Origin of the sequence: uncultured Kordia sp. (assembly GCF_947489565.1) — a bacterium.
Lineage (GTDB): Bacteria > Bacteroidota > Bacteroidia > Flavobacteriales > Flavobacteriaceae > Kordia.
Genome location: NZ_CANLEA010000033.1, coordinates 22,776 through 45,799 on the forward strand (window position 1 = coordinate 22,776; position 23,024 = coordinate 45,799).

Annotated in this window: 23 protein-coding genes; 16 read left to right on the forward strand and 7 right to left on the reverse strand. The window is 32.7% G+C overall.

The annotated features are described in order from the left end of the window. Window positions 1–173 precede the first annotated feature (173 nt). From Q0845_RS26395 to Q0845_RS26430, 8 genes are all read left to right on the forward strand, one after another. On the forward strand, window positions 174–2,135 hold the full coding sequence (locus Q0845_RS26395; protein ID WP_298520632.1) for an AAA family ATPase: 1,962 nt from the start codon (window positions 174–176) through the stop codon (window positions 2,133–2,135). A gap of 227 nt (window positions 2,136–2,362) precedes the next feature. Then, window positions 2,363–4,393: an amidohydrolase family protein gene (locus Q0845_RS26400; protein ID WP_298520634.1), complete on the forward strand. Its 2,031-nt coding sequence runs from the start codon at window positions 2,363–2,365 to the stop codon at window positions 4,391–4,393. Window positions 4,394–4,420: 27 nt separating this feature from the next. After that, entirely contained in the window at window positions 4,421–4,828 is a 408-nt protein-coding gene (locus tag Q0845_RS26405; protein ID WP_298520636.1) for a nuclear transport factor 2 family protein, read from the forward strand. Window positions 4,829–4,844: 16 nt separating this feature from the next. After that, window positions 4,845–5,240 (forward strand): nuclear transport factor 2 family protein, encoded by a 396-nt coding sequence (locus tag Q0845_RS26410; RefSeq protein WP_298520640.1) that lies wholly within the window; start codon window positions 4,845–4,847, stop codon window positions 5,238–5,240. 2 nt (window positions 5,241–5,242) lie between these two features. Next, a complete protein-coding gene (locus tag Q0845_RS26415) occupies window positions 5,243–5,884 on the forward strand; it encodes a hypothetical protein (protein WP_298520643.1) in 642 nt (213 codons plus the stop codon). Next, window positions 5,881–7,596 carry a tetratricopeptide repeat protein gene (locus Q0845_RS26420; protein ID WP_298520647.1) on the forward strand — a complete coding sequence of 572 codons (1,716 nt, stop codon included), beginning with the start codon at window positions 5,881–5,883 and terminating at the stop codon, window positions 7,594–7,596. The genes Q0845_RS26415 and Q0845_RS26420 overlap by 4 nt, the downstream gene beginning before the upstream one ends. A 100-nt stretch (window positions 7,597–7,696) precedes the next feature. Next, window positions 7,697–7,954, forward strand: a complete 258-nt coding sequence (locus Q0845_RS26425) for a hypothetical protein (protein WP_298520650.1) — start codon at window positions 7,697–7,699, stop codon at window positions 7,952–7,954. A 78-nt stretch (window positions 7,955–8,032) separates the two neighbouring features. Then, the gene (locus Q0845_RS26430) at window positions 8,033–8,281 is read left to right on the forward strand and encodes a hypothetical protein (RefSeq protein WP_298520653.1); all 249 of its coding nucleotides are present in this window, start codon (window positions 8,033–8,035) and stop codon (window positions 8,279–8,281) included. Between the two features lie 63 nt (window positions 8,282–8,344). Here Q0845_RS26430 and Q0845_RS26435 read toward each other — a convergent pair whose 3' ends face one another. Then, entirely contained in the window at window positions 8,345–8,569 is a 225-nt protein-coding gene (locus tag Q0845_RS26435) for a hypothetical protein (RefSeq protein ID WP_298520658.1), read from the reverse strand. A 308-nt stretch (window positions 8,570–8,877) separates the two neighbouring features. On the opposite strand from Q0845_RS26435, the gene Q0845_RS26440 reads away from it, so the two are divergent. From Q0845_RS26440 to Q0845_RS26450, 3 genes are read left to right on the forward strand one after another with little or no spacing between them, the layout of a single operon-like run. After that, window positions 8,878–10,125: a DUF6638 family protein gene (locus tag Q0845_RS26440; RefSeq protein WP_298520661.1), complete on the forward strand. Its 1,248-nt coding sequence runs from the start codon at window positions 8,878–8,880 to the stop codon at window positions 10,123–10,125. Next, window positions 10,122–10,661 carry a hypothetical protein gene (locus Q0845_RS26445; protein WP_298520664.1) on the forward strand — a complete coding sequence of 180 codons (540 nt, stop codon included), beginning with the start codon at window positions 10,122–10,124 and terminating at the stop codon, window positions 10,659–10,661. The genes Q0845_RS26440 and Q0845_RS26445 overlap by 4 nt, the downstream gene beginning before the upstream one ends. 5 nt (window positions 10,662–10,666) lie before the next feature. Then, entirely contained in the window at window positions 10,667–12,304 is a 1,638-nt protein-coding gene (locus Q0845_RS26450; protein WP_298520668.1) for a hypothetical protein, read from the forward strand. A gap of 135 nt (window positions 12,305–12,439) precedes the next feature. On the opposite strand, the gene Q0845_RS26455 is transcribed toward Q0845_RS26450, so the two are convergent. From Q0845_RS26455 to Q0845_RS26470, 4 genes are all read right to left on the reverse strand, one after another. Beyond that, the gene (locus Q0845_RS26455; protein WP_298520671.1) at window positions 12,440–12,607 is read right to left on the reverse strand and encodes a hypothetical protein; all 168 of its coding nucleotides are present in this window, start codon (window positions 12,605–12,607) and stop codon (window positions 12,440–12,442) included. Window positions 12,608–12,770: 163 nt separating this feature from the next. After that, complete coding sequence (locus Q0845_RS26460; protein ID WP_298520674.1) at window positions 12,771–12,941, reverse strand: hypothetical protein; 171 nt, start codon at window positions 12,939–12,941, stop codon at window positions 12,771–12,773. Window positions 12,942–13,088: 147 nt separating this feature from the next. Next, the gene (locus Q0845_RS26465) at window positions 13,089–13,262 is read right to left on the reverse strand and encodes a hypothetical protein (RefSeq protein WP_298520677.1); all 174 of its coding nucleotides are present in this window, start codon (window positions 13,260–13,262) and stop codon (window positions 13,089–13,091) included. A gap of 102 nt (window positions 13,263–13,364) precedes the next feature. After that, window positions 13,365–13,541: a hypothetical protein gene (locus tag Q0845_RS26470; RefSeq protein ID WP_298520680.1), complete on the reverse strand. Its 177-nt coding sequence runs from the start codon at window positions 13,539–13,541 to the stop codon at window positions 13,365–13,367. Between the two features lie 215 nt (window positions 13,542–13,756). Between Q0845_RS26470 and Q0845_RS26475 the strand changes: the two genes are divergently transcribed. Continuing rightward, window positions 13,757–15,478 carry a helix-turn-helix domain-containing protein gene (locus Q0845_RS26475; RefSeq protein WP_298520683.1) on the forward strand — a complete coding sequence of 574 codons (1,722 nt, stop codon included), beginning with the start codon at window positions 13,757–13,759 and terminating at the stop codon, window positions 15,476–15,478. Window positions 15,479–15,556: 78 nt separating this feature from the next. Further along, window positions 15,557–15,754 carry a hypothetical protein gene (locus Q0845_RS26480; protein WP_298520687.1) on the forward strand — a complete coding sequence of 66 codons (198 nt, stop codon included), beginning with the start codon at window positions 15,557–15,559 and terminating at the stop codon, window positions 15,752–15,754. Window positions 15,755–15,782: 28 nt separating this feature from the next. On the opposite strand, the gene Q0845_RS26485 is transcribed toward Q0845_RS26480, so the two are convergent. Next, a complete protein-coding gene (locus tag Q0845_RS26485; protein ID WP_298520690.1) occupies window positions 15,783–17,714 on the reverse strand; it encodes a tetratricopeptide repeat protein in 1,932 nt (643 codons plus the stop codon). 16 nt (window positions 17,715–17,730) lie between these two features. After that, complete coding sequence (locus Q0845_RS26490) at window positions 17,731–18,468, reverse strand: LytTR family DNA-binding domain-containing protein (RefSeq protein ID WP_298520693.1); 738 nt, start codon at window positions 18,466–18,468, stop codon at window positions 17,731–17,733. A gap of 330 nt (window positions 18,469–18,798) precedes the next feature. Between Q0845_RS26490 and Q0845_RS26495 the strand changes: the two genes are divergently transcribed. Genes Q0845_RS26495 through Q0845_RS26505 form a run of 3 tightly spaced genes read left to right on the forward strand, consistent with a single transcriptional unit; the run spans window position 18,799 to window position 22,523 of the window. Beyond that, window positions 18,799–20,271 carry an SUMF1/EgtB/PvdO family nonheme iron enzyme gene (locus Q0845_RS26495; RefSeq protein WP_298520696.1) on the forward strand — a complete coding sequence of 491 codons (1,473 nt, stop codon included), beginning with the start codon at window positions 18,799–18,801 and terminating at the stop codon, window positions 20,269–20,271. Window positions 20,272–20,281: 10 nt separating this feature from the next. Continuing rightward, window positions 20,282–21,694, forward strand: a complete 1,413-nt coding sequence (locus tag Q0845_RS26500; RefSeq protein WP_298520699.1) for a hypothetical protein — start codon at window positions 20,282–20,284, stop codon at window positions 21,692–21,694. Window positions 21,695–21,698: 4 nt separating this feature from the next. Next, complete coding sequence (locus Q0845_RS26505) at window positions 21,699–22,523, forward strand: T9SS type A sorting domain-containing protein (RefSeq protein WP_298520701.1); 825 nt, start codon at window positions 21,699–21,701, stop codon at window positions 22,521–22,523. The last annotated feature ends 501 nt before the right edge of the window (window positions 22,524–23,024 follow it).

Genomic DNA, 23,024 nt, shown 5'->3' on the forward strand with positions numbered 1-23,024 from the left:
AACTCGAAATTGAAGTTGAAATATTGACGCTTCGACTTCACTCAGTTCAAACGAATAACGAATTGACAAAAGAACAAATCAACAAATTGACGAATCAACAAATTGACGAATCAACGAATTGACAAAAAAACAAAGAGCACAGCGACAAACCAATAACAAACAAAAAAACATACATGGAGAAACAACCGACATTTCCTATCAAAAAGACTGAATTGACAATTTTGCGTGAAGAAGCTTCTTCGTTCATCAAAAGTGTACAATGGGAACAAGGTTATAAAGCAAGAAGTAGAGATGGAAACAAAGAGCAAGAAGATATTTTACTATATCTATCGAAAGCCAAAGGAAATGGTGGCGCTAATGCAATTTCGATCTCCAAAACGATTTTAAGTCTTAAAAAACGCTTATTACCAGATTCTGTTGCTTTACCGCTTTCGCTGAATGAAACACTGTTCAATCTACAGGAAGCCATTGCTATTGGTTTATGGATCCGAGACAGTTATTATGATGCGTCAGGTTTGTCTATTCTTCATGAAAAAAGAGCAGGTCTTTCTACAGATCAACGCAAAGAATACGAATCCAAACAACAAACCGCTACGGCATTTATGTTGTTCAGTTTGGCGTATTATGTAGTAGCAAAACTAAAAGAAAAAGCTTCGGAAGAAAATACTGTAATGCAAAACAAATTTGCAGGTATTCCAGAAGTGTCATTGTTGTCTCCTACAAAAGGAATTTCTTGTCAATTGTTCTATTATGACAAATATATGAATCATCCAAACTTGGTCAACTCTGAACAAGATGTGATTGATTTTACCGTAATGTACTTTGAAGCGTATTTAGACGAAATCATTCAACGAAAAGGCGCGTTAGATCATACCGATGTCATTACAGACAGAACCTATCAATTGGAAGATTCTGAATTTTCTATTGCAGGATGGGAAACTGTTTTTACAGGAAGCGCCAAGAGTGTGGAATTTAATCCAATTCGTTTTGAGCAAATTGTTGGAAACAAAGATGCAAAACACTTTGCCAAGCGTTTGGTAGAACGTTTGATGAGTTACGACATTGCGACCAAAAGAAATCCTTTTCAAGAATTGGGCGGATTTATGCCTGTTTTTATGGGATACGGAATTCCTGGAACAGGAAAAAGTATGCTGATTGCGGCTATTGCAACGATGTTAAAAGAACGTTGTGATCATTTGGATATTCCATTTTTATTTCACCCAATGCCAGATACTGTAGTTTCGACTTTTCAAGGTGGATCAGCAGAAAAAATGGTACAATGGATGAAGCCAATGCAAGATCCTTCACGATTGATTTTTGCGCCTATTGATGATGCAGAAAACAATTTACAAGAACGAACTGCTCAAGGTGTTTCGGCCGGAGTAAAAGAAGTAATTGGTGTATTTTTACGTTATACAGAAGGTGCTTATGCGGTAAATCACGGAAACAGTTCCATTGGTTTATTTACCAATTTACCCGAACAATTAGACAAAGCCGTTATTTCGAGAATTCAAGGACGTTTTAAAATTGACGGAGCGCGTACGGAACAAGATTTCTTAGATCAAGATTATATTTGGTGGTCTAAAATTGAAAAAACCTTGCCTGGTTTCGTTTCTATGAAAGATCATCCTTCGTACAAATATTTAAGTGATCAAACATTAGCGAACAGTGCTGGCGAAATTCTTGGGAATATTAAAGAACCGGAAGACGATAAAATCAAAAGAATCTTTAATGATACTTTAGAAAATAGTTCATTAACTGATCATGTTTTTTACTCAAATTTATATGGAGCTGTTCAAAAAGAATTTCCGTTTTTCTCTTCTAGAGATATCCGAAATATTCAAAGTGCCATTTCACTACGTTTGACAGATTTTAACTTGGAAGACGATTGGTTTGAAAATCCAGAAGTCTATTTCCAAAAAGATTACGATACCAAATTGGGTATGCTGAAAGAATTGATGAAGTCTAACATGAAAGGACTCAATTTTGCTGAAATTCGTAAGCAAGAAGTCATTCGTTATTTAGACAATGTGGCTACCATTGCAGATACTGATTTCTCACGTAAAGTAGAACAACAAATCATGCAAATGAAAATAGGAACAGAAGCGCGCAGTCGTTTTGAAGAAGGGTTATAGTGATGATAAAAAAAAGTGCTCTCTTATTATTTTTATGTGTACTTGTCAGCTACAGTCAAAATAGTGAATCGACCTTTATTTCTCAAAGAGTTCCAATACAAAAGCATGTTAATAAAAAGTTTATTTTTTCTGTTCAAGCTAAAGTAAAACAATTTTCTCCCAAGGCAAATGCGCAACTATTTATAAACGTATATAATGGCAAAAGACAGTCTTTACATAAAGGACGAATGTACGATTCACCTATTACAAAGAATGAATGGCAAACATATTCGCTTAAAGGCTTTATAAAAGATTCGGCCAACTATATACACTTTGGAGCGACGACTGAAGGAGCTGGACTATTTTATTTAGACAATTTCACACTGAAAGTTCAAGAGAAAGATGGTTCTTGGAACAATGTAACTATTGCAAATTCCGGATTTGAAGAAGCGCTACATTATAAATTTATACGCTATTGGAGAGCTGATTATGCAAATAAAAACTTTTCATATAATTTAAGTCCCAAAACACCTGACAGTAATGAAAATTCAAATTCATTATTAATTAAAAGTGAGTTTACTCCTAATGAAATTCCTATAGAAATAAAAAGTATTAAACTCAATGCAAAAGGTCAGGATGTACTTCTTGAAAATATAGCTATCATTGATGTTATCAATGGAAAACAGAAAGTACAGAGTGTTTTAATTCGTGACAAAAAAATTGTTGAGATTAAAAAGAAGATTTCCGCAGATAGTTTTAATATTATAAAAATCGACGGAACAGGAAAATGGTTACTTCCTGGTTTAATTGATAGTCATGTACATTTATTTCAATCTGGAAGCTTGTATACACGTCCAGATGCATTTGATTTACGAACATATAGACCTTATAACGAAGAGCGAAAATGGTTGCGTGTTCATGCTGCCGACTTATTGAAACGCTATTTACAATGTGGAATTACAACTATTATTGATGTTGGTGGACCAATGTATAATTTTAAAATTCGTGATCGTTACAGTAATAATACTGAATTCCCAAATATCTATTTAACAGGACCTTTAATTTCTACCTATCAACCAAAGGCTTTTGACATTGAAGACAGTCCTATTATCAAAGCACATACTGTAGAGAACGCTGTTAATTTAGTAAAGGAGCAATTACCCTACAAACCTAACTTTATCAAAATTTGGTATATCAATAATGAGAATACAGAACTAAATTATGAAATTGTGAAAGCTACCATTGAGGAAAGTCATAAACACAATTTAAAAGTAGCTGTACACGCAACAGATTTAGAAACTGCCAAACGCGCTTTAAAAGCCAAAGCTGATATTTTAGTACACAGTGTCGATGAACCAATTGATAAAGAGTTCATACAAATGATTAAAAAAACGAAGGTAAGTTATGTTCCTACTTTAATGGTGAGCAATCAATATGCTGAAGCGTTTTCACAAGAAATCTCTTTTACCAATGAAGAACTACGATTATCAAATCCGTTTCCAATTAAGAGCTTTCAAGATTACAAACATTTGGGTAATATAAAATTATTCAATGATTATAAAAGATATGGTAAGCTTAGAAAAAAAGCATTAGCTACTTTTGATAAAATTAAAGCTGATAATTTAGCCTTGTTGCAAAAACACAACATTAATATTGCAACAGGAACTGATGCTGGAAATATTGGAACCTTACACGCTACTTCATATCAACAAGAATTACAAGACATGAAAACTGCTGGATTGTCTAACTTAGAAATTATTCAAGCTTCTACAATTAATGCTGCAAAAGTTTTAGATAAAGACAACGAAATAGGAAGTATTGAAGTGTCAAAAATGGCAGATTTGATTATTCTGGATAAAAATCCTTTAGAAGATATTAAAGCATTGCAACAAATTAGTCATGTTGTAAAAGCAGGAAGTGTTTATAAAAAAGAAGACATTCTAGAGGAAACTCCTGAAAATATTGTTCAAAGACAAGTGAATGCTTATAATCTAGGAAATGTAGAAGCTTTTTTAGAGACGTATAGTGATGATATTGAAATTTACACATTCCCAGATATATTAGAAAAAAAAGGAAAAGAAGAATTCAAAAAAGATTGGAAAGAGTTTTTTGAAGAATACCCTTATTTGCATTGCGAAATTCTAAATAGAACAACTAGATTAAATACGGTGATCGATCACGAACGTATAAAATATTCCGATGGAAATTACAGTGAAATTATAGCAATTTATAAAATAGAAAATGGAAAAATAGCGAAAGTTTATTTCGTTGAAGATTAATTTTTTAATCTTTGTAACACCAAGCTTATGAAAAAACTCCTCATTTTAGTATTTGCAGCCATTTCCTTGACAACGTATACTGTTCAAGCACAAAATGACGCTGGAATTTTAGTTCAAAAACAAATCAATGCCTATAATGCTAAAGATATTGATGCTTTTGCAGCAACCTTTAGTGATGATGTGATATTTTATAACTTTCCAGAAGAAGTATTTTTAAAAGGTAAAAAACAACTACGTGAAATTTTCGGTGATCTTTTTAGAAAAAGTCCTGATTTGTATTGCGAAATTGAAAATAAAATTGCGACGGGTAATACTGTAATTTTACAAGAAAACGTTCGGTTTCAAAAAGGACAAGCTTTTCTAGAATTTATTGTGATGTACAAAGTAGAAAATGACAAAATCAAAGAAGTCTATTTCTTAAAACGTCCACAATAACATAAACAAAACTACCATGAAAAAATTATTCTTCTTGTTTCTATTTGTGACTTCTTTTGCGACAGCACAAGAAAATACAGAAGTGAAAATTATAGCACAAAAACAAATGGAAACCTATAATGCTCATGATATAAAAGCATATTCAGACTTGTTTAGTGACGACGTTAAGGTATATGACTTTCCAAAAAAATTACGCTACCAAGGGAAAGATAAATTAATTAAACGCTATGGAGACTTCTTTAAAAAAACACCTGAATTATTTAGTTATATTGAGAAGCGAATTGTATCTGGCAACACCATTATAGACCAAGAGAAAGTAATTTATGAAAAAGGCGGAACACCAAAGGAGTTTGTAGTCATGTATGTCGTGAAAGATAAAAAGATTGCGGAAGTGTACTATATTAAACGATAATTTTGAAAAGAGAAAACTTTTTAAAATACTTCCTTTTAACCTATTTAGTTTGTTTGGCTCCTGTAGGAACGTCTATTTTTCCAGACGAAACCTTGTCATGGAAAGAAAAAACTGGACTGATTTTGTTAATTCCACTAGGTGTTGCTATCGTACTTGCACCTATCCTTTATTGGCTTCATCCAAAATTACATAGAAGACATCGTCGTAAAAGAGCAAAGAAAAAATTATTCAAAACATTTATAGAAAGACATCACTTCAAAGTATTAGAAGACGGCTATGTTGTGGGGAAAATTGATGAATATATCGTGATTATGCATGCTGCACATAACGAATTTCAAGGTTCTAAATGGATTGAAATTCAAGTTATTTTTAATCCTAAGCAGAACAATCAGTATATTGAAAATGAATTCATATATCGTATGATTCGAAAATACAGTGAAAAAAATGTTTCTTGGCATATTAATAGTGTCGTTGTCAAAAAATCATATGCTTTAAAAATGCCTAAGTATGAAGTCATATTTCCTATAGTAAAACGTTGTATCTCTGAATTAAAAGCACATAATATTGCTCCTATTTCACATCGTGAATGGCAGAGTATGATTCCTGAAACACAGCTATACTTAGACAAACTAAAGACATCATGAAAAAGTTGTATTACATACTCGTCGCTGTCTTTTTCATACAACTCACAGTTGCGCAAACTTCTGAGAAAATAACACAAACTACGCTTCAAAAAGTATCAATTGATAGTTTAAAAAGTGGATTTCGAAAGTTTCAAAAAACAAATCCCAACATTGCTAAAGAGTATTTAATTGCACTTTTAAAACAATCTTCTAGTGATTCAAAAGAAATCATCGCGCATAAAATTCATTTTCAGTTGGCGAATATGTATAGTACGTTGCGAAATAAAGACAGTGCGTTACATCATATAAATATTGCCATCAAACAAGTTGAAAATGATGAAAAATTCCTTGTCAATCATATCTATTTTAAAGGAGGTATCTATTATGAATTTGGCGACTATTTAAAAGCAATTGAATTTTACACCAAAGTATACGAGATCGCAAAACAACAAAATGATCTGTTGGCACAAGCAAATATTGCCAACGATATTGCTTTGATCAAAACGCAAATAGGTCAAAATGCAGACGCATTACAATTGGTAAAGAAAAACATTCCATTTTATGAAGATTTAGTGAATCAAAAAGATGGTGCACAGTATGGCTTGCCATATATTAATTCGCTAATGACGATCAGTGACATTTATACAAATATGTTTATTGATCAAAGAAAAGCAGATACAAGATATTTAGATTCTGCACAATATTACAATACGATTGCCATCAAAAAGAGCTTGCAATATAATGACGATTTGGGTTTTGCCATTTCGCTTGGACTCAAAGGAATTATTCATCACGAAGAAGGCAATATTGAACAAGCTACTACCGATTTGATAAAGGCCGAAGAGTTAATTCAGAATTTAAATCTTCCGAGTCGACTCATCATTCTATACTTATACAGAGGTAAAAATTATTATGTCACAGGCAAGTATAAAAAAGCGCTTTCGTATTTTAAAAAAACAGATTCTTTAGTACAGCAAACAAAAACCGATTTTCCTGATATTCAAGAATTGTACATTCTCATGGCAAAATCGTACGAGCAACAAAACGATTCTGAAAATGCCATCAAATATTTTAATTTGTTTCATCAAAAAGATGCGCGAAACGATGATTTAAATCAGCAACGTTTAGATAAATTGTATCATAAATATGATGTTGTTAAGTTTAAAGATTCTATTGAGACCTTAGAAACTAATCTTGAAGAAAAAAGTTATCATTATAGTATTATTTTGGGATGTATGTTGTTTGTCATTCTTGGAATTGTGGTGTATTACAAACGAAAGCAATCACAAAATCAACAACATTTCCAACGTGTTTTAGAGAAATTGAAGCAAAAGAATCAGAAAAAATCTTCTCCTAAAAAAATAAATATCAGTCAAGAGAATATTTCAAAAATTCTAGAAGGTTTAACACAGTTCGAAGACAACAAATTATTTCTAAATAAAAATTGTTCTTTGAGTTTTGTGGCAAATAAAATTAATACAAACAGTACGTATTTATCCAAAGTCATTCAAACACACAAACAAAAAAAGTTCATTCAGTACATCACAGATCTTCGTATTGATTATGCTTTGGAGAAACTAACCAACGACAGAAAATTTAGAGCGTATAACATCAGATCAATTGCTGCTGAACTTGGTTATAATTCTGCAGAATCGTTTTCGAAAGACTTCAAAAGAAGAACCAAATTATATCCTTCGTATTATATCAAAAAAATAAACGAAACTGAAGTCTAAAAAACCAAATAGTGCTCGAAATTATTGGATTTCGACTATAAACCCTTGATTTCAAAGAGATGTGCTTCTATATTAGCATCAAAAAATAACATTAAGACATATGAAAAAATTAAGCTTAAAAAAGATGCAAATTGCCAAAATTGGAAATATCCATTCAGTATTTGGCGGCTCTGAAAACTCAAATGCAGTCACAATTTGTGAAGAAACAGGAGCAGTTTCAGTCACATGTTTTACTAACTGTAATTGTGGTAATAACATCACAAACTTACCCAATAGTTGTAAAACAGGTTATCCAAGTAATACCAGACCTAACAATAGTGTTCAACTATCTGCAACTTGTCCTGATTTACAAGGATAGTTTTTGATTCAAAAACTAAGAACAAAGAAATTTTTATTTAAAAAAACACTCATTTTTCCTTTACAAATACTTTAAATCATGCGAAAATTAAAATTATATAAGTATAAAATTGCTGCAATAAACACTCCTAATCTTCTTTTGGGTGGCTCTGAAAACTCAAATGCAATCACAATTTGTGAAGAAACTGGTGAGGTTTCAGTCACTTGTCATACAAATAGTTGTGATGAACAAACCAACCAACCTGCAAGCTGTAATCAAACAAATCCAGGTGATTCGAGACCTAACTCAAGTATCAAACTTTCAGCTACGTGTCCAGGATTAGGATAACAGTACTAGTTGACTTCAAAAAAAAAGGGAAAGCGAATATATGTCGCTTTCCCTTTTTTCTTTTTAACGAGCACAAATACCTACATCGTCACAAGAAATAGTTGGGCATCCATTTGTCAGTGGTGGTGGCGGACATGTATTATTAGAACCTCCTCCTGTTGGAGCACAAATTCCAACTCCCGGACATGAAATAAGTGTAATAAACGTTCCTCCTTTTACTGAAGATTCTTGTAAACTAGAAATAGACTTTTTGTTTAATTGTAAACTTTTGAATTGTTGCTTTTTCATCTTTTTAAATATTTTAATGATTAATACGAATCAAAGATATATTGCAGAGTTTGTTGAAAAAACAGCGCTTACTCGACATTCAACAATCACAAGTCGAAATTATTGAAATCTCGACCACAAAACAGGAATCTCATTTTTGTGCAGATGGTCTAAAAAAACTTTATTTTTCTATTATAAAGCAGCATTTTTCTTTAAGAATTTTAAATTGCATAGTGCATTCGCTGTAACAAGCAACAAAAATTAGCTACTTATAAAGTATCTTAGCAAGAGATACCTTATTTTTGAAAAAAGGTGAATTAAATTAACACATGGAAAAATTAAAACGATCTGAATTATTTGGCGCTGCCTTAGTCCCTGTAACTGGTGCTTTGGTAGAACGCTATAATAAATGTCTTTCTTTTATTGGAACTGCGCCAACACAACTCAAAAGTTTTCATATTGATGTCACAGGTTGGAGTCCAGAAATTGCTGATGAAAAAGATGATTTTTTATATTTAAATTCGGGGGAAGCCAATCCAAATGCTATTATTCTTTCGCCTAAACAAAACGAAAAACCTGCATATTCGCCTTTTCATAGTTTTGATAAAGACATTATGCATCACATATTTAAAAAGCAAAATCACATTATTAAAGACATTACGCGTGATGCCGCAATTTGTGTTGATTTAAACCAATATATAGATGCTTTTTATGAACCTGAAGACTTATTAAAATACAATCAGATTTCTGTTGATTTTACGGTTGTTGAAGATTTATACAACATACAACAACAACAATTAAAGTTGATTGAAGAGTTTCATGAAGAAGATAATTTTTTAGAAGAAAATCTGCATTTAAAAATTTTAGCTTCTGCTAGAAAACATGGAGATTTACGTTCGCGAACGCTCAAAATGGATCGCATGAATTTCTTAACGACTTCTTTTTACACAAAAGCCTTTGGTGGCGTATACGTGATTAGAAAGCAAGAAAGCGGAAAAAATATTTTAATTTTTGAAAATAAAGAAGAAGCTGACAAAGTAAAAACTTCGAACAAAACAAAATCATTTCACATTAGTGATGGACGCTTTTTTAGTGCTTTGGCCGCTGAAAAAATGCTCATTCTAGATCCTGAAAAAAGCGATGAAATTGGATATTTTGAACGTGTGAAAAAAATAATTTTCTTATCACATATTAAAGATGCTACACATTCATTAAGTGATATTATAGAGAACTCAAATGTATACAAACGATATTTGAATCGCTTAAGCCCAGATACGCGTAAGCAACTTATGATTATAAATCGTATGCAACTCAAAGCAAAAGATGCCAATGCGCTGGCTGTTGAAGGCGGATTGACTCCAGAAATATTGGCATGTATTCAAATACCATCTCCAGACATTCCTGTGAAATTACAGGAACTTATTTGGAAGCTTATTGTAAAAACGTCCGCATATAAAGATCCACTTTTCTTGTATTGGTACGACAAGGAAACATTTTATAAAGAATATAATTCTTGGGATGGCTCCTATCAAGATTGGGTCATAAAATTAATTAAACAAAACACCTGGAACTCATGAACATATTAGAAGTTATCATATTTGCTTCAAGCGTTGTTTTTGGAATCAGCATTTACTGGTTAGAATCTAAAAACAATAAATTATATCGATTTTTCAATAAACTTTTCAATTCTAAGGAATTGCAAATACCCGCAAATAGCAAAAAAGGATTTATCATAGAACAAGGATTTATGCCAAGATTTATCTACATAAATATTTTCTTAATTTTTGTGTTGATTGTGGTATTATTTCTTCCTATTATAAAAAATATTGGAATCCAATATCAATATGTATCTGCTTTGATTGGAATTATGATCGGAATCTATCTAGGTAATTTTATGATCAGCATTAAAGATAAATCTGAAGAAATCATTGATCAAGTGGTTGATACCGGCAAAGAAATTATTGACGATCTAAAAACCAAAGGGAAAGAAGCTGTGGACAGTTTATCTGATGATAAAAAAGCGGAAACAACCGAAGAAAAAACAACCGAAGAACCAGAAGCACCAAAAAAGAGTGCTAGAGAACGTTTAAAAGATAAAGGACTAATAAAGTAAGAACTATGTTAAAAAGATTTTGGAACCGTGGAACAAAACAAAAAATCATTCTTATTGTTGTAGGATTGATTCTTTTCTGTGCGCTTTTTATTTTAAGAGATGAATATCAGCCGTTTTTGCTCTTTTTAAGAAAGTACTTATTTGTATTATTATTGTTTGGTGTGATTCTGTTTTTTGGAATCAGATTTGTTCGAAGAACAGTCAGTACACCCAAAAAAATACTCAAAGGTTTTTTAACCTTAGCCAGTATCGTATTGGTTTATATTGTTTTATTTACCGTAGGAATGTATGAATATATGCAGACCTATAACGTATACAACAATATGAATTTGCAAGAAATTGCAGATTTACCATTGAGTAGAAACGAGCGCATTCAGCCATACAATAATATCAAAACAATGGCGTATGAATCTATTACAGAAACACAAGAAGTTTCGGCTCCGCAATTGGTTCGTGTAGACGATCGTAACCAATGGACTATGGCCGTGCAACCTTCTCAAGAATATTTTATACAGCGTACAAAAGACAATATTGAAGAATTATTTTCAGTGTCAAGTACGTCGCCTTCTCCTCGTTTTTCAAACGATAATAGAATTAAAGCAACATTCTCTATTGGTGAATCGTTAGCCTTTAGTAGAAACACCTATAATGCGGTTGTACAACGTTTCAATCCTTGGCAGTTGTTTAATTATGAGCCGCATGAAGCGTATTATATGAAAAACGATCAAGGAAAATGGGTTCAGGTGGTTAGTTTGATTAAATGGAATGGTTTCTTTTTCCCATATCCAACTTTTGGTGGTGTGATGGTTGTAGAAACTGGAGAACACGATTTTAATGATTATTTAGAACGCTTGTTGATTGGTAAAGGAACTTTTATTCCCGCAGAAGAAGTTCACAAGTATCCATATTTAACACGTCAAAATACCTTATCGGAAAAAGTATCACGCATTCAAGCAAAATCAATGATGTTTTTAGGCGGATTTACAGATCCACTTCCGTGGAATAAGAAAACGGCAGTGAAAATTCCAGATTTAAAAGAAGATCAAAATCAGCAACCTTTTGTAACCGATTTTAAATTTACAGGAACAACTGATAGTGCTTATGACGGTTTGTATCATTGGTTTGGTTTAGAACCTATTGGAAATGAACGTACAGGTTTATCAATCAGTGTTTTTATTCCTGCAGACGGAAGCGACAAAGTGTATTACTATAACCACGCTAACAAAAAAGAAGGTTTGGCAGGAGTTTCTGCAATGCCAGCCAAAGTAATGGAATCACGCAAAGAATACGATTGGAACGTGAATAAACCTGTTGAATTTAGACCTTTTATTAGAGATATTGCAGGAAAAAGACGTTTGTTCATGTTGAGTACTATTGCTGCAAAACGTGAAAACAGCAATCAGTTTGATGGTGGTTCTACACCCGATTTAGCTTTGGTTGATGTTTCGTATAAAGATGTCGTTTGGATTGATGCAAAACATCCTTCAAAATGGAATGAACAAATTGTCAATCAATTGGGAGAAACTTGGAAAATAAGTGAAAAATTATCCGACTCAGACATCTATCCAAACAGAAAACGCACACCGGAAATTGATTCTACGACCGTTGTAAAAGATACTATTGTTAACGATACTTTGAAATAAACACACTTACGAACACATACAAATCGTTGATGCCATTCATATAATTTGCACACGATAATTCATGAAAAATCATGGTTGAGAAAATTTTCAACCATGATTTTGATTTTAGTTCAGTTTGTAATTATTCGCTTTGAATTAGTCACAAGCAAAACACAATGTTTTTTTACATAAAGTAAGTACTTGTAACGTTGAAGCAGGCGGAATTGGTTTTGAAGGACGCGCGCCTCCATTAATTAATGTTTCTTGAATAGTTGCGATCGTTTTCTTCGATACTTTTAATTTCTTTAAACTTCTCTTTTTCATTTTGGTTTTAATTTAAAAGGTTCATAAAATAAAGACAGTTATAGAATTATTGGGGAAACCGTGTATTCTATTGAAATTAAATCGCTTGTAATAATTTAAGTATTGACTTGTAAAAGAAACGGTTAAAAAACCGCTTCTTTCATTTCAACAATACTATATTAAATTATTTACACTCATAACATGCTGATATTCTGCACGAATCTACCCATGGCATTGTAGATGCTGGTGGAACACAACCTCCTCTGGTTCTTTGAGCTTCTCCTCCGCTGATAGCATTCATATTAGAAATTGTTCTCTTTGTAAAAGTCAAGTTTTTTAAATTCTGTTTTTTCATTTTTGTTTTGATTTAAAAGATTTATAGATAAACAGTATTGGGAATTGTAGGAGAAAACCATTTTTTGAATTAGCCGCTTATAATGAGTCATTATAACGAAAGAAACGACTTGCAGTCGCTTCTTTCTTTTAAAGCAATACTATATAATTATGAACATTCATAGCATGCTGATACTGGACAAGTACGCTGATAAGTCAATGGCCTAACTGGAACACAGCCATCGCCTCTTGTTCTACGATCTTGCGCTCCTCCGTTGATAATTTCTAATTGAGAAATAACGCTCTTTGTCAATTTTAGATTTTTTAAATTCTGCTTTTTCATTTTAATAAGGTTTAAAAGGGTTCGTAATAAATTGTTGTGGTATTAATATGTAGAGAAATAGAAATACTATGCATTCCTATGTAAGCCGCTCATTCTGTTTTGTTATTGACACGCGTAACAATACGATGCACAATTACTATATCTTGCCGAAATAGGAACAGGTCTGTATGGTTTGGACGCTCTTAAGGTATCAATAGCGCCTCCTTGCAACATTTCTGTGGTTATTTTAGAAATGGTTTTCTTAGTCAGTGTCAAGTTTTTCAGGTCTTTTTTTTTCATTGTTTTAGTTTTGTTTGGTTAACAATGCCGCTAAATAACAGGGGAATTTTGAGAGAAAAAAAAGAGCTTCTTGCCAATTTATGAAACGTCTTGATAATTTATAAAAAGTCAAATTTCTTTGGTCAAAAAGTGCTTTTTACGCTGTTTTACTTGGAATGAAATTTTGGTAAACAATTCAATATCTCTATTTTGCGAATAAATCTTTGCTATAACAAATGATACAAAATAGCCTACCGCGCATTTACAGATACTTCTTAATACTACTTTCTTTTCTTTCATTAGAATTATCTGCTCAAACAGAAATAAAACAACTTAACCTCAGTTCACTTTCATTCGATGAACTCGATTCATTATTCATGACGGATCAGAATACTGATTTTAAATCCTTAGAAATATATGCGCAAAAAATGTTGGCAATCGCTAGAAAATCGAACGATTTAGATCAAAAGAATATAGCGTTTTACAAACTCGCCTTAGCATATAAACGACAAGGAAAAAAAGTAAACTTAACACAAGCTATTGATAGTCTTCAGTATTATGCAACCAAAGCTAATGACTCCTACATGCTTGTCAGTTGTTATAACTTGAAAGGAACAATAGCTTATGAAGATGGAGATTTGGAGACTGCTTTTTCTAATTATAAAAAAATCATTACCGTAAATGCAAATTCAGACGATCCGTATATGAGTTGGGTTGCGTTGAATAATATTGCACTCATCAAGAAAGAATTGCAAACACCTAAAGAAGCATTAAAAGATGTACATATTGCGTTAAAAGGTTTTGCAAAAGAAAAAGAGTTCTACAGTGAAATTAGTGCCATGCATCTTATTGGAGAGTTATATTTAGATATGTTTCGCGTAGAAGCAAATGCTAAATATTTAGACTCCACGCAATTTTATGTAGACTCCGGACTAAAGAAAAGCAAGCAATACGATGATACTTTTGGATATTTTCTGTTCTTAAGCACACAAGGACAATGGTTTCAAGCTACAAAACAATACGACAAAGCTTTGAAAGCTTTTCAGGAGGCATTGCACTATTTTGAAGAAAACAATGATGCCAAATGGAAGATATTTTTGTACTTATATTTAGGACGATTGCATGATGAAACCAAAGCACATCAAGCTGCTATTGACATACTCGAAAAAGCAAGTGCTCTTTTAGCTACTAAAGATTTTCATTTTAATGACACTGCTGAAATCTTCTTATTGCTCACTAAAAACTATTTTCATGTAAATAATCACGAGAAAGCAGATCAATACTTTGAGAAATACAAAAACTCAAGTGGTAAAGTGCAACAAGACAATCGAAAGTTATACGCAAAATTGCAGAATGCGTATAATGTTTCTGTGTTAGAAAAAAAGATTTCTCAGATAGAAACTCAGGCTACCTATCAACAAAAAATTATTTTATTAATTACCATCATTGGAATTATTGGGATCGGAATCGTTGCGTTATTTTATTATAGAAAGAATCGTTATAATAGTAAAAAGTTAGCGGAGATTCTTGAAAAAATTGACACTAAAACTCGTAAAGAAACACACAATCTTACCACAGTTCACACTAAAAAAATTGAAGATGTAGAAGTGAAACGTATTTTAGCTTCTTTAGCACAATTAGAAAATACCGAATACTTTTTAGCCGTAAGTTGTACTTTAAATTCCGTAGCCAAAGAAATTGATACAAATACGTCTTACCTTTCCAAAATTGTGAATGAATATAAAGGGAAATCATTTGCAAATTACTTGAATGAATATCGAATTAATAAAGTATTGGTCAAATTAAAATCTGAAAAACACTATCAACAATACACCCTAAAATATATTGCCGAACAGTTTGGTTTTGCTCGTCATGAAACCTTTAGCAGAGTTTTTAAAAAGCAAACAGGCATCTCTCCTTCCTACTATTTAAAGAAGATAAAATATGATAATTTATAAATTGTCAAGCTAACTTTTATTTTCATAAGGTTCAATCGCATACATTTACATACCTATTTAATTAAACCTAGAAACCTTATGAAAAAACTTCATTTTACGAAAAAGACAATTTCCAGCATGGAAAATTTACATCAACTTACGGGAGGTGCTGCTGGAACCCAAGAAACTCGTTTTTGCGACACACAAGAAGAGTGTACTTATTCAGCCGTTCCGGGTTGTCCAATAACATCATCAAGAGCTACAGAAAGTAGAAGCAGAAGTCGCGGAGGCAATTAGTAAAATCTATTATTTAATACTCTAAAAACTATCGTAGCGGAATATTGAGAACAACTTCGGTTCCTCTTGGATTTTCATATTGATCTTTTAAATCCATGAAGTGAATGGTAAAACTGTTTTTGAAACCTTTTACAAAATTTGTCAAACGATTTTTGGTGAGTGTTATCCCGATAGACTTTCGTTTTACAATTTTATTGGCTGCGATTTTTTGTGCAGCTTCACGACCAATTCCATTATCTTCTATTGCAATAGTCACAAAATCTCCTTGTGTTTTTGACACGGACAATTTTATGTTTTTTTCTCCTTTTTTGGACGATAATCCATGCCAAAGTGCATTTTCTAAGAAAGGTTGCAATACAAGTGATGGAATTTTTATTTGCTCAAGATTGATAGATTCATCAACCAATACTTCAAAATTAATCTCATTAGAGAAACGAATGTTTTCAATACTCATGTACAAATCCATGGTTTCCAATTCGTCACTCAAAGAAACTACTTTTACGCGGGAAGCATCTAGTATTTTACGAATGAGTTTTGCGAATTTATTCAAGTAATGTACCGCATTTTTTTGCTCATTACTAATGATATATTGTTTGATGGAGTTCAACGAATTAAATACGAAATGCGGATTCATTTGACTTCGAAGCATGTCTTGTTCTAGCGTTAAAATCTTCTTTTCATTGTTTAGCAAACGCTGTCTGTACAAAATGTAAATCATAATTGCCAAAAATGCCAACACTACACTACTTGTAACCCAAATATTTTTATTTCGTTGCAACGTTTCCTTTACGGTAGCGTTTTCTTTTTCAAGATTTTCTATTTTCTGACTGTATCTTTCTTGATCGTTCTTTACAATCAAATCATTGACATACCTAAAATTTTGATCATTTCTAATCTTTTCATTCAATTCGTATGATTGCTCTCTATACGATAAAGCTTCTTCAAATTCTCCTTGTCTTTGAGACAACGTAGATAGATGCATATAGGCTTCTGCAACAGCACTTTTTAGATTGAATTCTTTCGAAAGTTCCAAACCTTCATTTAAGAATTTCTCCGCGAGTTTATAGTTTTTCAATTCCAGATATACCCAACCTAAATTAAGGTAAACGCCTGAAAGATGGAAGTTGTCTCGCAGTCCTTCTCCAATTTTTAAGGCTTTGGTAATAATTTTAACGGCTTCTTGATATTTTTCTTGCTGAATGTAGATTCTACCAATAGTAGAATTACAGATAAGACGTCCTAAATCAGAATCAATCTCATTGTTGTAGCGCAACGATTCTCTGTAATCAACAAGTGCGCCTTCTAAATCTCCAGTGGCTTCCTTAGCATACCCAATATTATGGTAATTAATTGCCAAGCCCAGTTTATTATCGACACTCTTTTCAATTTTCATTGATTTTTGGAAACGCTGTATCGCTAAATCGTATTGTTCTAAAGCCAAATAAATATTTCCCATACTATTCAGGGAAACAGCAATACTTTTCTTGACAACTTTTGTACGTTCTTCGATACTTTCTGCAAGTACTAATGCTTCTTGGTGATAATCTAATGCTTTTCGTATATCTTCAAGTCTACGATACACTACACCTAGCATATTCAATGATCGTACATGTAGTTGTTTGTTTTCGGCTTCTTGCGCTTTGGTTAAAGCTTTGTCATGGAATAAAATAGCTTTGTCATATTGAGAAGTATTTCGGCAATATTCGCCTATTGCATTTAGCGTATAACTTTCTCCTTCTAGATATTTCTTTTCTTTATAAAGGTCTAAGATGTATTGAAGTTTTAGAGAATCTTTTTTATAAGCTCTCAGTTTTCCATCTATTTCTCCATATTCTTTAACTTTTTCTTGTAAAAGTGCATTCGCTTCCTTCACCAACGTATTGTCTACAGTTTGTGAAAAGCTAAGGGTAGATAAGAAGAGGGAAAGAATGAGTAATACATTCTTAGGTAATTGGCACATACACTTTAAATTTTCTTTATAATTTTTCTAAGAACGCTGCTTTGCGTTGTCTTGAAATTGGTATTTTATGATTGGAAACCAAAATGACGTAGCCATCAGATTTTATAAACTCTTTGATTTTGTCTAAATTGACAATATATGAATTGTGGATTCTAAAAAAACGTTCATCAGGCAGCATTGCATTTACTTCTTTCAGTTTTTTTGTCAGCACTATTTTCTTTGAATTGGTCAAATATAATGTACTGTAGTTTCCGTCAGATTCTGCAAAAAGTAAATCATCTAAGTCCAGAAAAATTAGTTTTCCATCCGTATTGATGGTAATTCGTTTTTTATTGAATCGGCTATTATAATCAGATAAAATGCGTTCAAACTTTTCGGTAGAAACATCATTTCTAGAAATATATTTTTTCACTTTCGAAATGGCTACTTTCAAGTCATCCATATCAATCGGTTTCAACAAATAATCGATCGCTTCTTCTTTTAACGCTTTAATAGCGTATTCATTATAAGCAGTTGTGATGATCACAGCAAAATCCTTTGATTTTAACATGTTTAAGAACTGAAAACCATCCATAGTGGGCATTTCTATATCTAAAAAAAGACAATCACATGGAGTTTTTTCTATATACTTTAAAGCTTCTTCCGGATCGGTAAATGTAGCGAGTATTTCAATCTCGTCGCTAAAATTATCTAGCTCCCATGAAAGGCTTTCAAGAGCTTTAGGTTCGTCATCTATTAAAATTGCTTTTAACATAAGTATGGTTTTATAGTCTAAAGGTACACTTTTCGGGTTAATTTCTGACGCCGTTCGTATCATTGGTTCAAAAATATGTATATGCGGTTTAGTTTCTTAAATAGATAACAAACAAGGGGATTTTCACCTTTTTTCAGTAAAAACAAACTATACAACATTTGATTCCATTTATACAAAAACTGAACTTATTAACTTTTTCTTCACATATATTTGAATCGTTATTAAGCCCACCCCAAATTTTGATAGCTATGTAATTTAAGAAATGTACGTTATGCGCACATGTAAAACTATAATACAATTTATCTAATACTAACAATCAAAATCAAAGTAATGAAAAAAATTACACTATTCTTAATGTTAATTTGTTTTGCCTTTAGCACAAATACAAAAGCAAACAACATCCAAGTGAACAATATTTCACTTGAAAACTTAAATGAAGTTTCTAACTGGGTTCATGTAGAATTTGACCTATTTTGGGAAAACTCATGGAGAATTAGTTCAGGTCCATCAAATTGGGACGCTGCTTGGGTATTTATTAAATACAGAGTAAATAATGGAAGTTGGACACACGGTATTGTGAGTCAAGCAAGTTCTGTAGCTGCAGCTGGATCTACTTTAGATGTTACATCTGATGGAATGGGAGCTTTTATCTACAGATCTGCTGACGGTAGCGGAAACGTGAATTTTCAAAACACACAATTACGCTGGAACTTTGGTTCTACAGATACGAATGACATTATTGACATTCAAGTATTTGCTATAGAAATGGTATATGTACCAGAAGGTTCGTTCTATGTAGGAGGAACTACGGGTGATGAAGCAAATAAATTTCACTCTGGTGGATTTTCAACAAGTTCTTCATACCGAATTACTTCTGAAAGTGTGTTAACTATTGCAAACACATCAGGAAACTTATACTATACGGCTGATAATTCAAACGGTGGAGACCAAACAGGATCATTGAGTGCTTCATACCCTAAAGGATTTGGTGCTTTTTATAGCATGAAATATGAAGTAACAGAAGCACAATGGTTAGGATTCTTCAATAGTTTAACAGAAACACAAAAAACGAACAGAGATGTTACTGATGCCACTCACAAAAACAGTGATGCAGTAATTAGTAGAAATACGATTTCATGGACAGGAGGTTCTGCAAGTGCCACAACTTCAGCACCCGACAGAGCTTGTAGTTATTTAAGCCCTGGAGACATGAATGCTTATATGGATTGGACTGGAATGCGTCCTATGACAGAATTGGAATACGAAAAAGCCTGTAGGGGACCAATATTACCTAAACCAGGTGAATTTGCTTGGGGAAGTGCTAATATTGCTTCCAACGCGTATACTTTAGTCAACTCAGGTTTTTCAAGTGAGCGAATCACAAATCCAGAAACAAATACTGGAAATGCCATCTATTCCGATACGAATGGTACAATTAGCGGACCATTACGTAATGGAATCTTTGCTGCAAGTGCTGTAAATAACAATCGTGAAGAAACTGGTGGTTCATACTACGGTGTTATGGAAATGTCAGGAAATTTATATGAAAGAGTTATAACTGTAGGAACTGTGCAAGGTCGTAACTTTACAGGTGTACATGGAAATGGAATTATCAGTTCTACCGGAAATGGTACCGCTATTAACTGGCCAAACAATACTACTGGAGACGGATATAGTTACAGAGGTGGAAGCTGGTTAAATGGATCAGACTTCATTAGAGTTTCAGATAGATTTGACGGAGCATCAATAATCGCTTCTGGAAATAACCGTTTAGGATTTAGAGCTGCTAGAACTGCACCATAAGATGAAGGAGATGAAAAAAAGAATTATTTTCTTATTGTCTATTTCTCTCCTGTATAGTATGCAAGTTGCTGCTCAATTTGAAGGAAGTAATGGTGATGGATTTGACCGAGAAATTGTCTCATCAATCACATTAACCAATCTTTCATTAGAAGTATTGTATGAAGGTAGTAATGGTGACGGGTTCTCTAATAGAATATTGACAGCCACTACACTTGAAAATATCTCTCTTGCAGTATTGTATGAAGGTAGTAATGGTGATGGGTTCTCTAATAGAATATTGACAGCCACTACACTTGAAAACATTTCACTTGCAGTATTGTATGAAGGTAGTAATGGTGATGGATTTGCTTTAAGACTATTACCTGCCACTACACTTGAAAATACAGATTTAGCAGTATTATATGATGGTAGTAATGGTGATGGGTTCTCTAATAGAACTCTCTCTGCCACTACACTTGAAAATACAGATTTAGCGGTATTATATGACGGAAGTAACGGTGATGGGTTTTCTTTAAGACTATTACCTTCAACGACACTTGATAATTTACAATTATCTGTACTTTATGAAGGTAGTAATGGTGACGGATTTGATGTTGATCAATTCAATGGATTCTTGGATCCAAATCAAGTTGTAGATCTAAGAGTACGAGCAGTAGTCTTCTTACAGGGTCCTATTTTAAACTCTGTTGATGATGACTTGATGAATGATAACTTACGTTCTGGAAACTTAATTCCAAAAATAAGTCCTTATGATGCTGGAGATGTAATCAATAACTCTAATGTATTTAATGATGGAGGAATCTCTGGAGTAGGTACTCCTGAAGATAATATTGTTGATTGGGTATGGATTGAAATCAGAAGTAGCGCAAACAATACAACTGTTATTGATGGTACATCAGCTTTAGTACAACGTGATGGAGATATTGTTGCCTTAGATGGAACATCGGATGTAATCTTAAGAGGAATTACTGGCAACTATTTTATTACAGTAAAACATCGAAATCACTTAGGTGTAATGACACAAACTACCAGAGCATTATCGGTAGCTACTACAGGGATTACAGATTTTACTAGAAATAGTACTGCTGTATTTGGAACAAATTCACGTGTACAATTAGCTAGTGGAGATATGGCATTATGGGCTGGAAATGCGAATGGTGATACCATGGTACAATATTCAGGAACAACTCCTGATTCACCAAGTATACTATCAGAAGTGTTGAATGATCCTGGGAACTTTTTAAACTTCCCTACTTATGTAGTAAATGGTTATAATACAAATGATATTAACATGGACGGAAATACACAATATACTGGAACAAGTCCTGATACACCAATACTATTACAAAATGTATTAGCACATCCAGGGAATTTCCTAAACTTTAGTACATATCAAATTCAAGAACAATTACCAGAAAACTAATATTATGAAAAATACAATAAGAATATTTATCGTGAGTTGTATTTGTCTTTTAGCTTTCCAGCTGAATGCACAAGATGGATACACATATACGTTGATGCATAACGGCGGGTACAGTTTTACAGTACAAGCAGTACCAAATACAAGTTCAAATAACTTTGCAACCTCTGTTCAGAGTTATGGATTTACACTTATACTTCCAGATGGAGTAACCATTGATACAGGATCGGCTACTTCTTTAGGAAGTGCCGCAAGTGCGACGTTCTTTGATGGAAATAATGTTGCACAACCGACTATTGACGGGTATCTAGTTACAGAAACTTTAGGAACGCCTGCATCATTGCCTGCGCCTTCTGCTGCAACGAACTCTAATATGTATACGTTTACAGTAAATGGAAGTCCAACAACTGGAACTATGTATATATTGGAAAATAATTCTGCATTAGCAAACACAGTAACACCTCTAAAATCATTCATGCAAGCGGATATGATTGATAATGGAATGGCAGAATTTGCAAATGTAGTAGACCCAAATGCTTCTGCTGTCTCTGGAATGAGTACATTTGACTTTAACACTTTATCTGTTGAGGAAGAAAATGAACTATCTGGTTTATCATTATATCCAAATCCAGCTAGTGATATTGTTAAAATTCAACTTCCAAATGGAATACAAGATATTGAAATCGAAGTATTTGATAATACAGGAAAAGTAATTGATATGCAATTATCTGCTGATAATACTATAGACGTAAGTAACATTGCATCTGGGTTATATCTAATCAATATAACATCTAATGATATAAAGACTACTAAAAAGCTTATTGTAAAATAATAAGCTTCTATTTTTTGTTTCACAAACCTCTTGAGTTGATCACTCAAGAGGTTTATTTTTTTATACTTATTGCATACATCTATAGGTTTTGAAAAATCTCTTATCCCAATTTTCCTTCATCACTAAATCATAATAAAACGATTAGATAGTTACTTGCCTACTTATGTAGAAACTCTCCTCTGTAATAAAATATCTAAAATTCAACTAAAAGAATCTTTTCTTTATAAAAACAAATCAAGATAAGATTACTATAATAAATTTTAAATACCTCTCAAGATACTTTTCACTGATGTCTCGACAATCTATTAGAAAGGCAATTAAAGTATTCTAACAAATAAATACGAAGGATTTAAAGAGTGTATTAAAGTCTGAAGTTGGTTGTTTCTAATCATTTGAGAAAGATAGAAAGAAAACATTGAGTTTATGATACAAAAAAACCCTTATCAGTTAAGATAAGGGTTTTAAAAAAAGGCGGCGACATACTCTCCCACATTTCTGCAG

What these genes read in the sequence shown, in the direction of transcription:
- Q0845_RS26480 (WP_298520687.1), top strand. Translation starts at nt 15,557, where the DNA reads ATGAAAAAACTTCATTTTACGAAAAAGACAATTTCCAGCATGGAAAAT.
- Q0845_RS26475 (WP_298520683.1), top strand. Translation starts at nt 13,757, where the DNA reads ATGATACAAAATAGCCTACCGCGCATTTACAGATACTTCTTAATACTA.
- Q0845_RS26450 (WP_298520668.1), top strand. Translation starts at nt 10,667, where the DNA reads ATGTTAAAAAGATTTTGGAACCGTGGAACAAAACAAAAAATCATTCTT.
- Q0845_RS26500 (WP_298520699.1), top strand. Translation starts at nt 20,282, where the DNA reads ATGAAAAAAAGAATTATTTTCTTATTGTCTATTTCTCTCCTGTATAGT.
- Q0845_RS26445 (WP_298520664.1), top strand. Translation starts at nt 10,122, where the DNA reads ATGAACATATTAGAAGTTATCATATTTGCTTCAAGCGTTGTTTTTGGA.
- Q0845_RS26400 (WP_298520634.1), top strand. Translation starts at nt 2,363, where the DNA reads ATGTACGATTCACCTATTACAAAGAATGAATGGCAAACATATTCGCTT.
- Q0845_RS26395 (WP_298520632.1), top strand. Translation starts at nt 174, where the DNA reads ATGGAGAAACAACCGACATTTCCTATCAAAAAGACTGAATTGACAATT.
- Q0845_RS26470 (WP_298520680.1), bottom strand. Translation starts at nt 13,541, where the DNA reads ATGAAAAAAAAAGACCTGAAAAACTTGACACTGACTAAGAAAACCATT.
- Q0845_RS26490 (WP_298520693.1), bottom strand. Translation starts at nt 18,468, where the DNA reads ATGTTAAAAGCAATTTTAATAGATGACGAACCTAAAGCTCTTGAAAGC.
- Q0845_RS26420 (WP_298520647.1), top strand. Translation starts at nt 5,881, where the DNA reads ATGAAAAAGTTGTATTACATACTCGTCGCTGTCTTTTTCATACAACTC.
- Q0845_RS26455 (WP_298520671.1), bottom strand. Translation starts at nt 12,607, where the DNA reads ATGAAAAAGAGAAGTTTAAAGAAATTAAAAGTATCGAAGAAAACGATC.
- Q0845_RS26440 (WP_298520661.1), top strand. Translation starts at nt 8,878, where the DNA reads ATGGAAAAATTAAAACGATCTGAATTATTTGGCGCTGCCTTAGTCCCT.
- Q0845_RS26460 (WP_298520674.1), bottom strand. Translation starts at nt 12,941, where the DNA reads ATGAAAAAACAGAATTTAAAAAACTTGACTTTTACAAAGAGAACAATT.
- Q0845_RS26495 (WP_298520696.1), top strand. Translation starts at nt 18,799, where the DNA reads ATGAAAAAAATTACACTATTCTTAATGTTAATTTGTTTTGCCTTTAGC.
- Q0845_RS26405 (WP_298520636.1), top strand. Translation starts at nt 4,421, where the DNA reads ATGAAAAAACTCCTCATTTTAGTATTTGCAGCCATTTCCTTGACAACG.
- Q0845_RS26485 (WP_298520690.1), bottom strand. Translation starts at nt 17,714, where the DNA reads ATGTGCCAATTACCTAAGAATGTATTACTCATTCTTTCCCTCTTCTTA.
- Q0845_RS26435 (WP_298520658.1), bottom strand. Translation starts at nt 8,569, where the DNA reads ATGAAAAAGCAACAATTCAAAAGTTTACAATTAAACAAAAAGTCTATT.
- Q0845_RS26465 (WP_298520677.1), bottom strand. Translation starts at nt 13,262, where the DNA reads ATGAAAAAGCAGAATTTAAAAAATCTAAAATTGACAAAGAGCGTTATT.
- Q0845_RS26430 (WP_298520653.1), top strand. Translation starts at nt 8,033, where the DNA reads ATGCGAAAATTAAAATTATATAAGTATAAAATTGCTGCAATAAACACT.
- Q0845_RS26425 (WP_298520650.1), top strand. Translation starts at nt 7,697, where the DNA reads ATGAAAAAATTAAGCTTAAAAAAGATGCAAATTGCCAAAATTGGAAAT.
- Q0845_RS26505 (WP_298520701.1), top strand. Translation starts at nt 21,699, where the DNA reads ATGAAAAATACAATAAGAATATTTATCGTGAGTTGTATTTGTCTTTTA.
- Q0845_RS26410 (WP_298520640.1), top strand. Translation starts at nt 4,845, where the DNA reads ATGAAAAAATTATTCTTCTTGTTTCTATTTGTGACTTCTTTTGCGACA.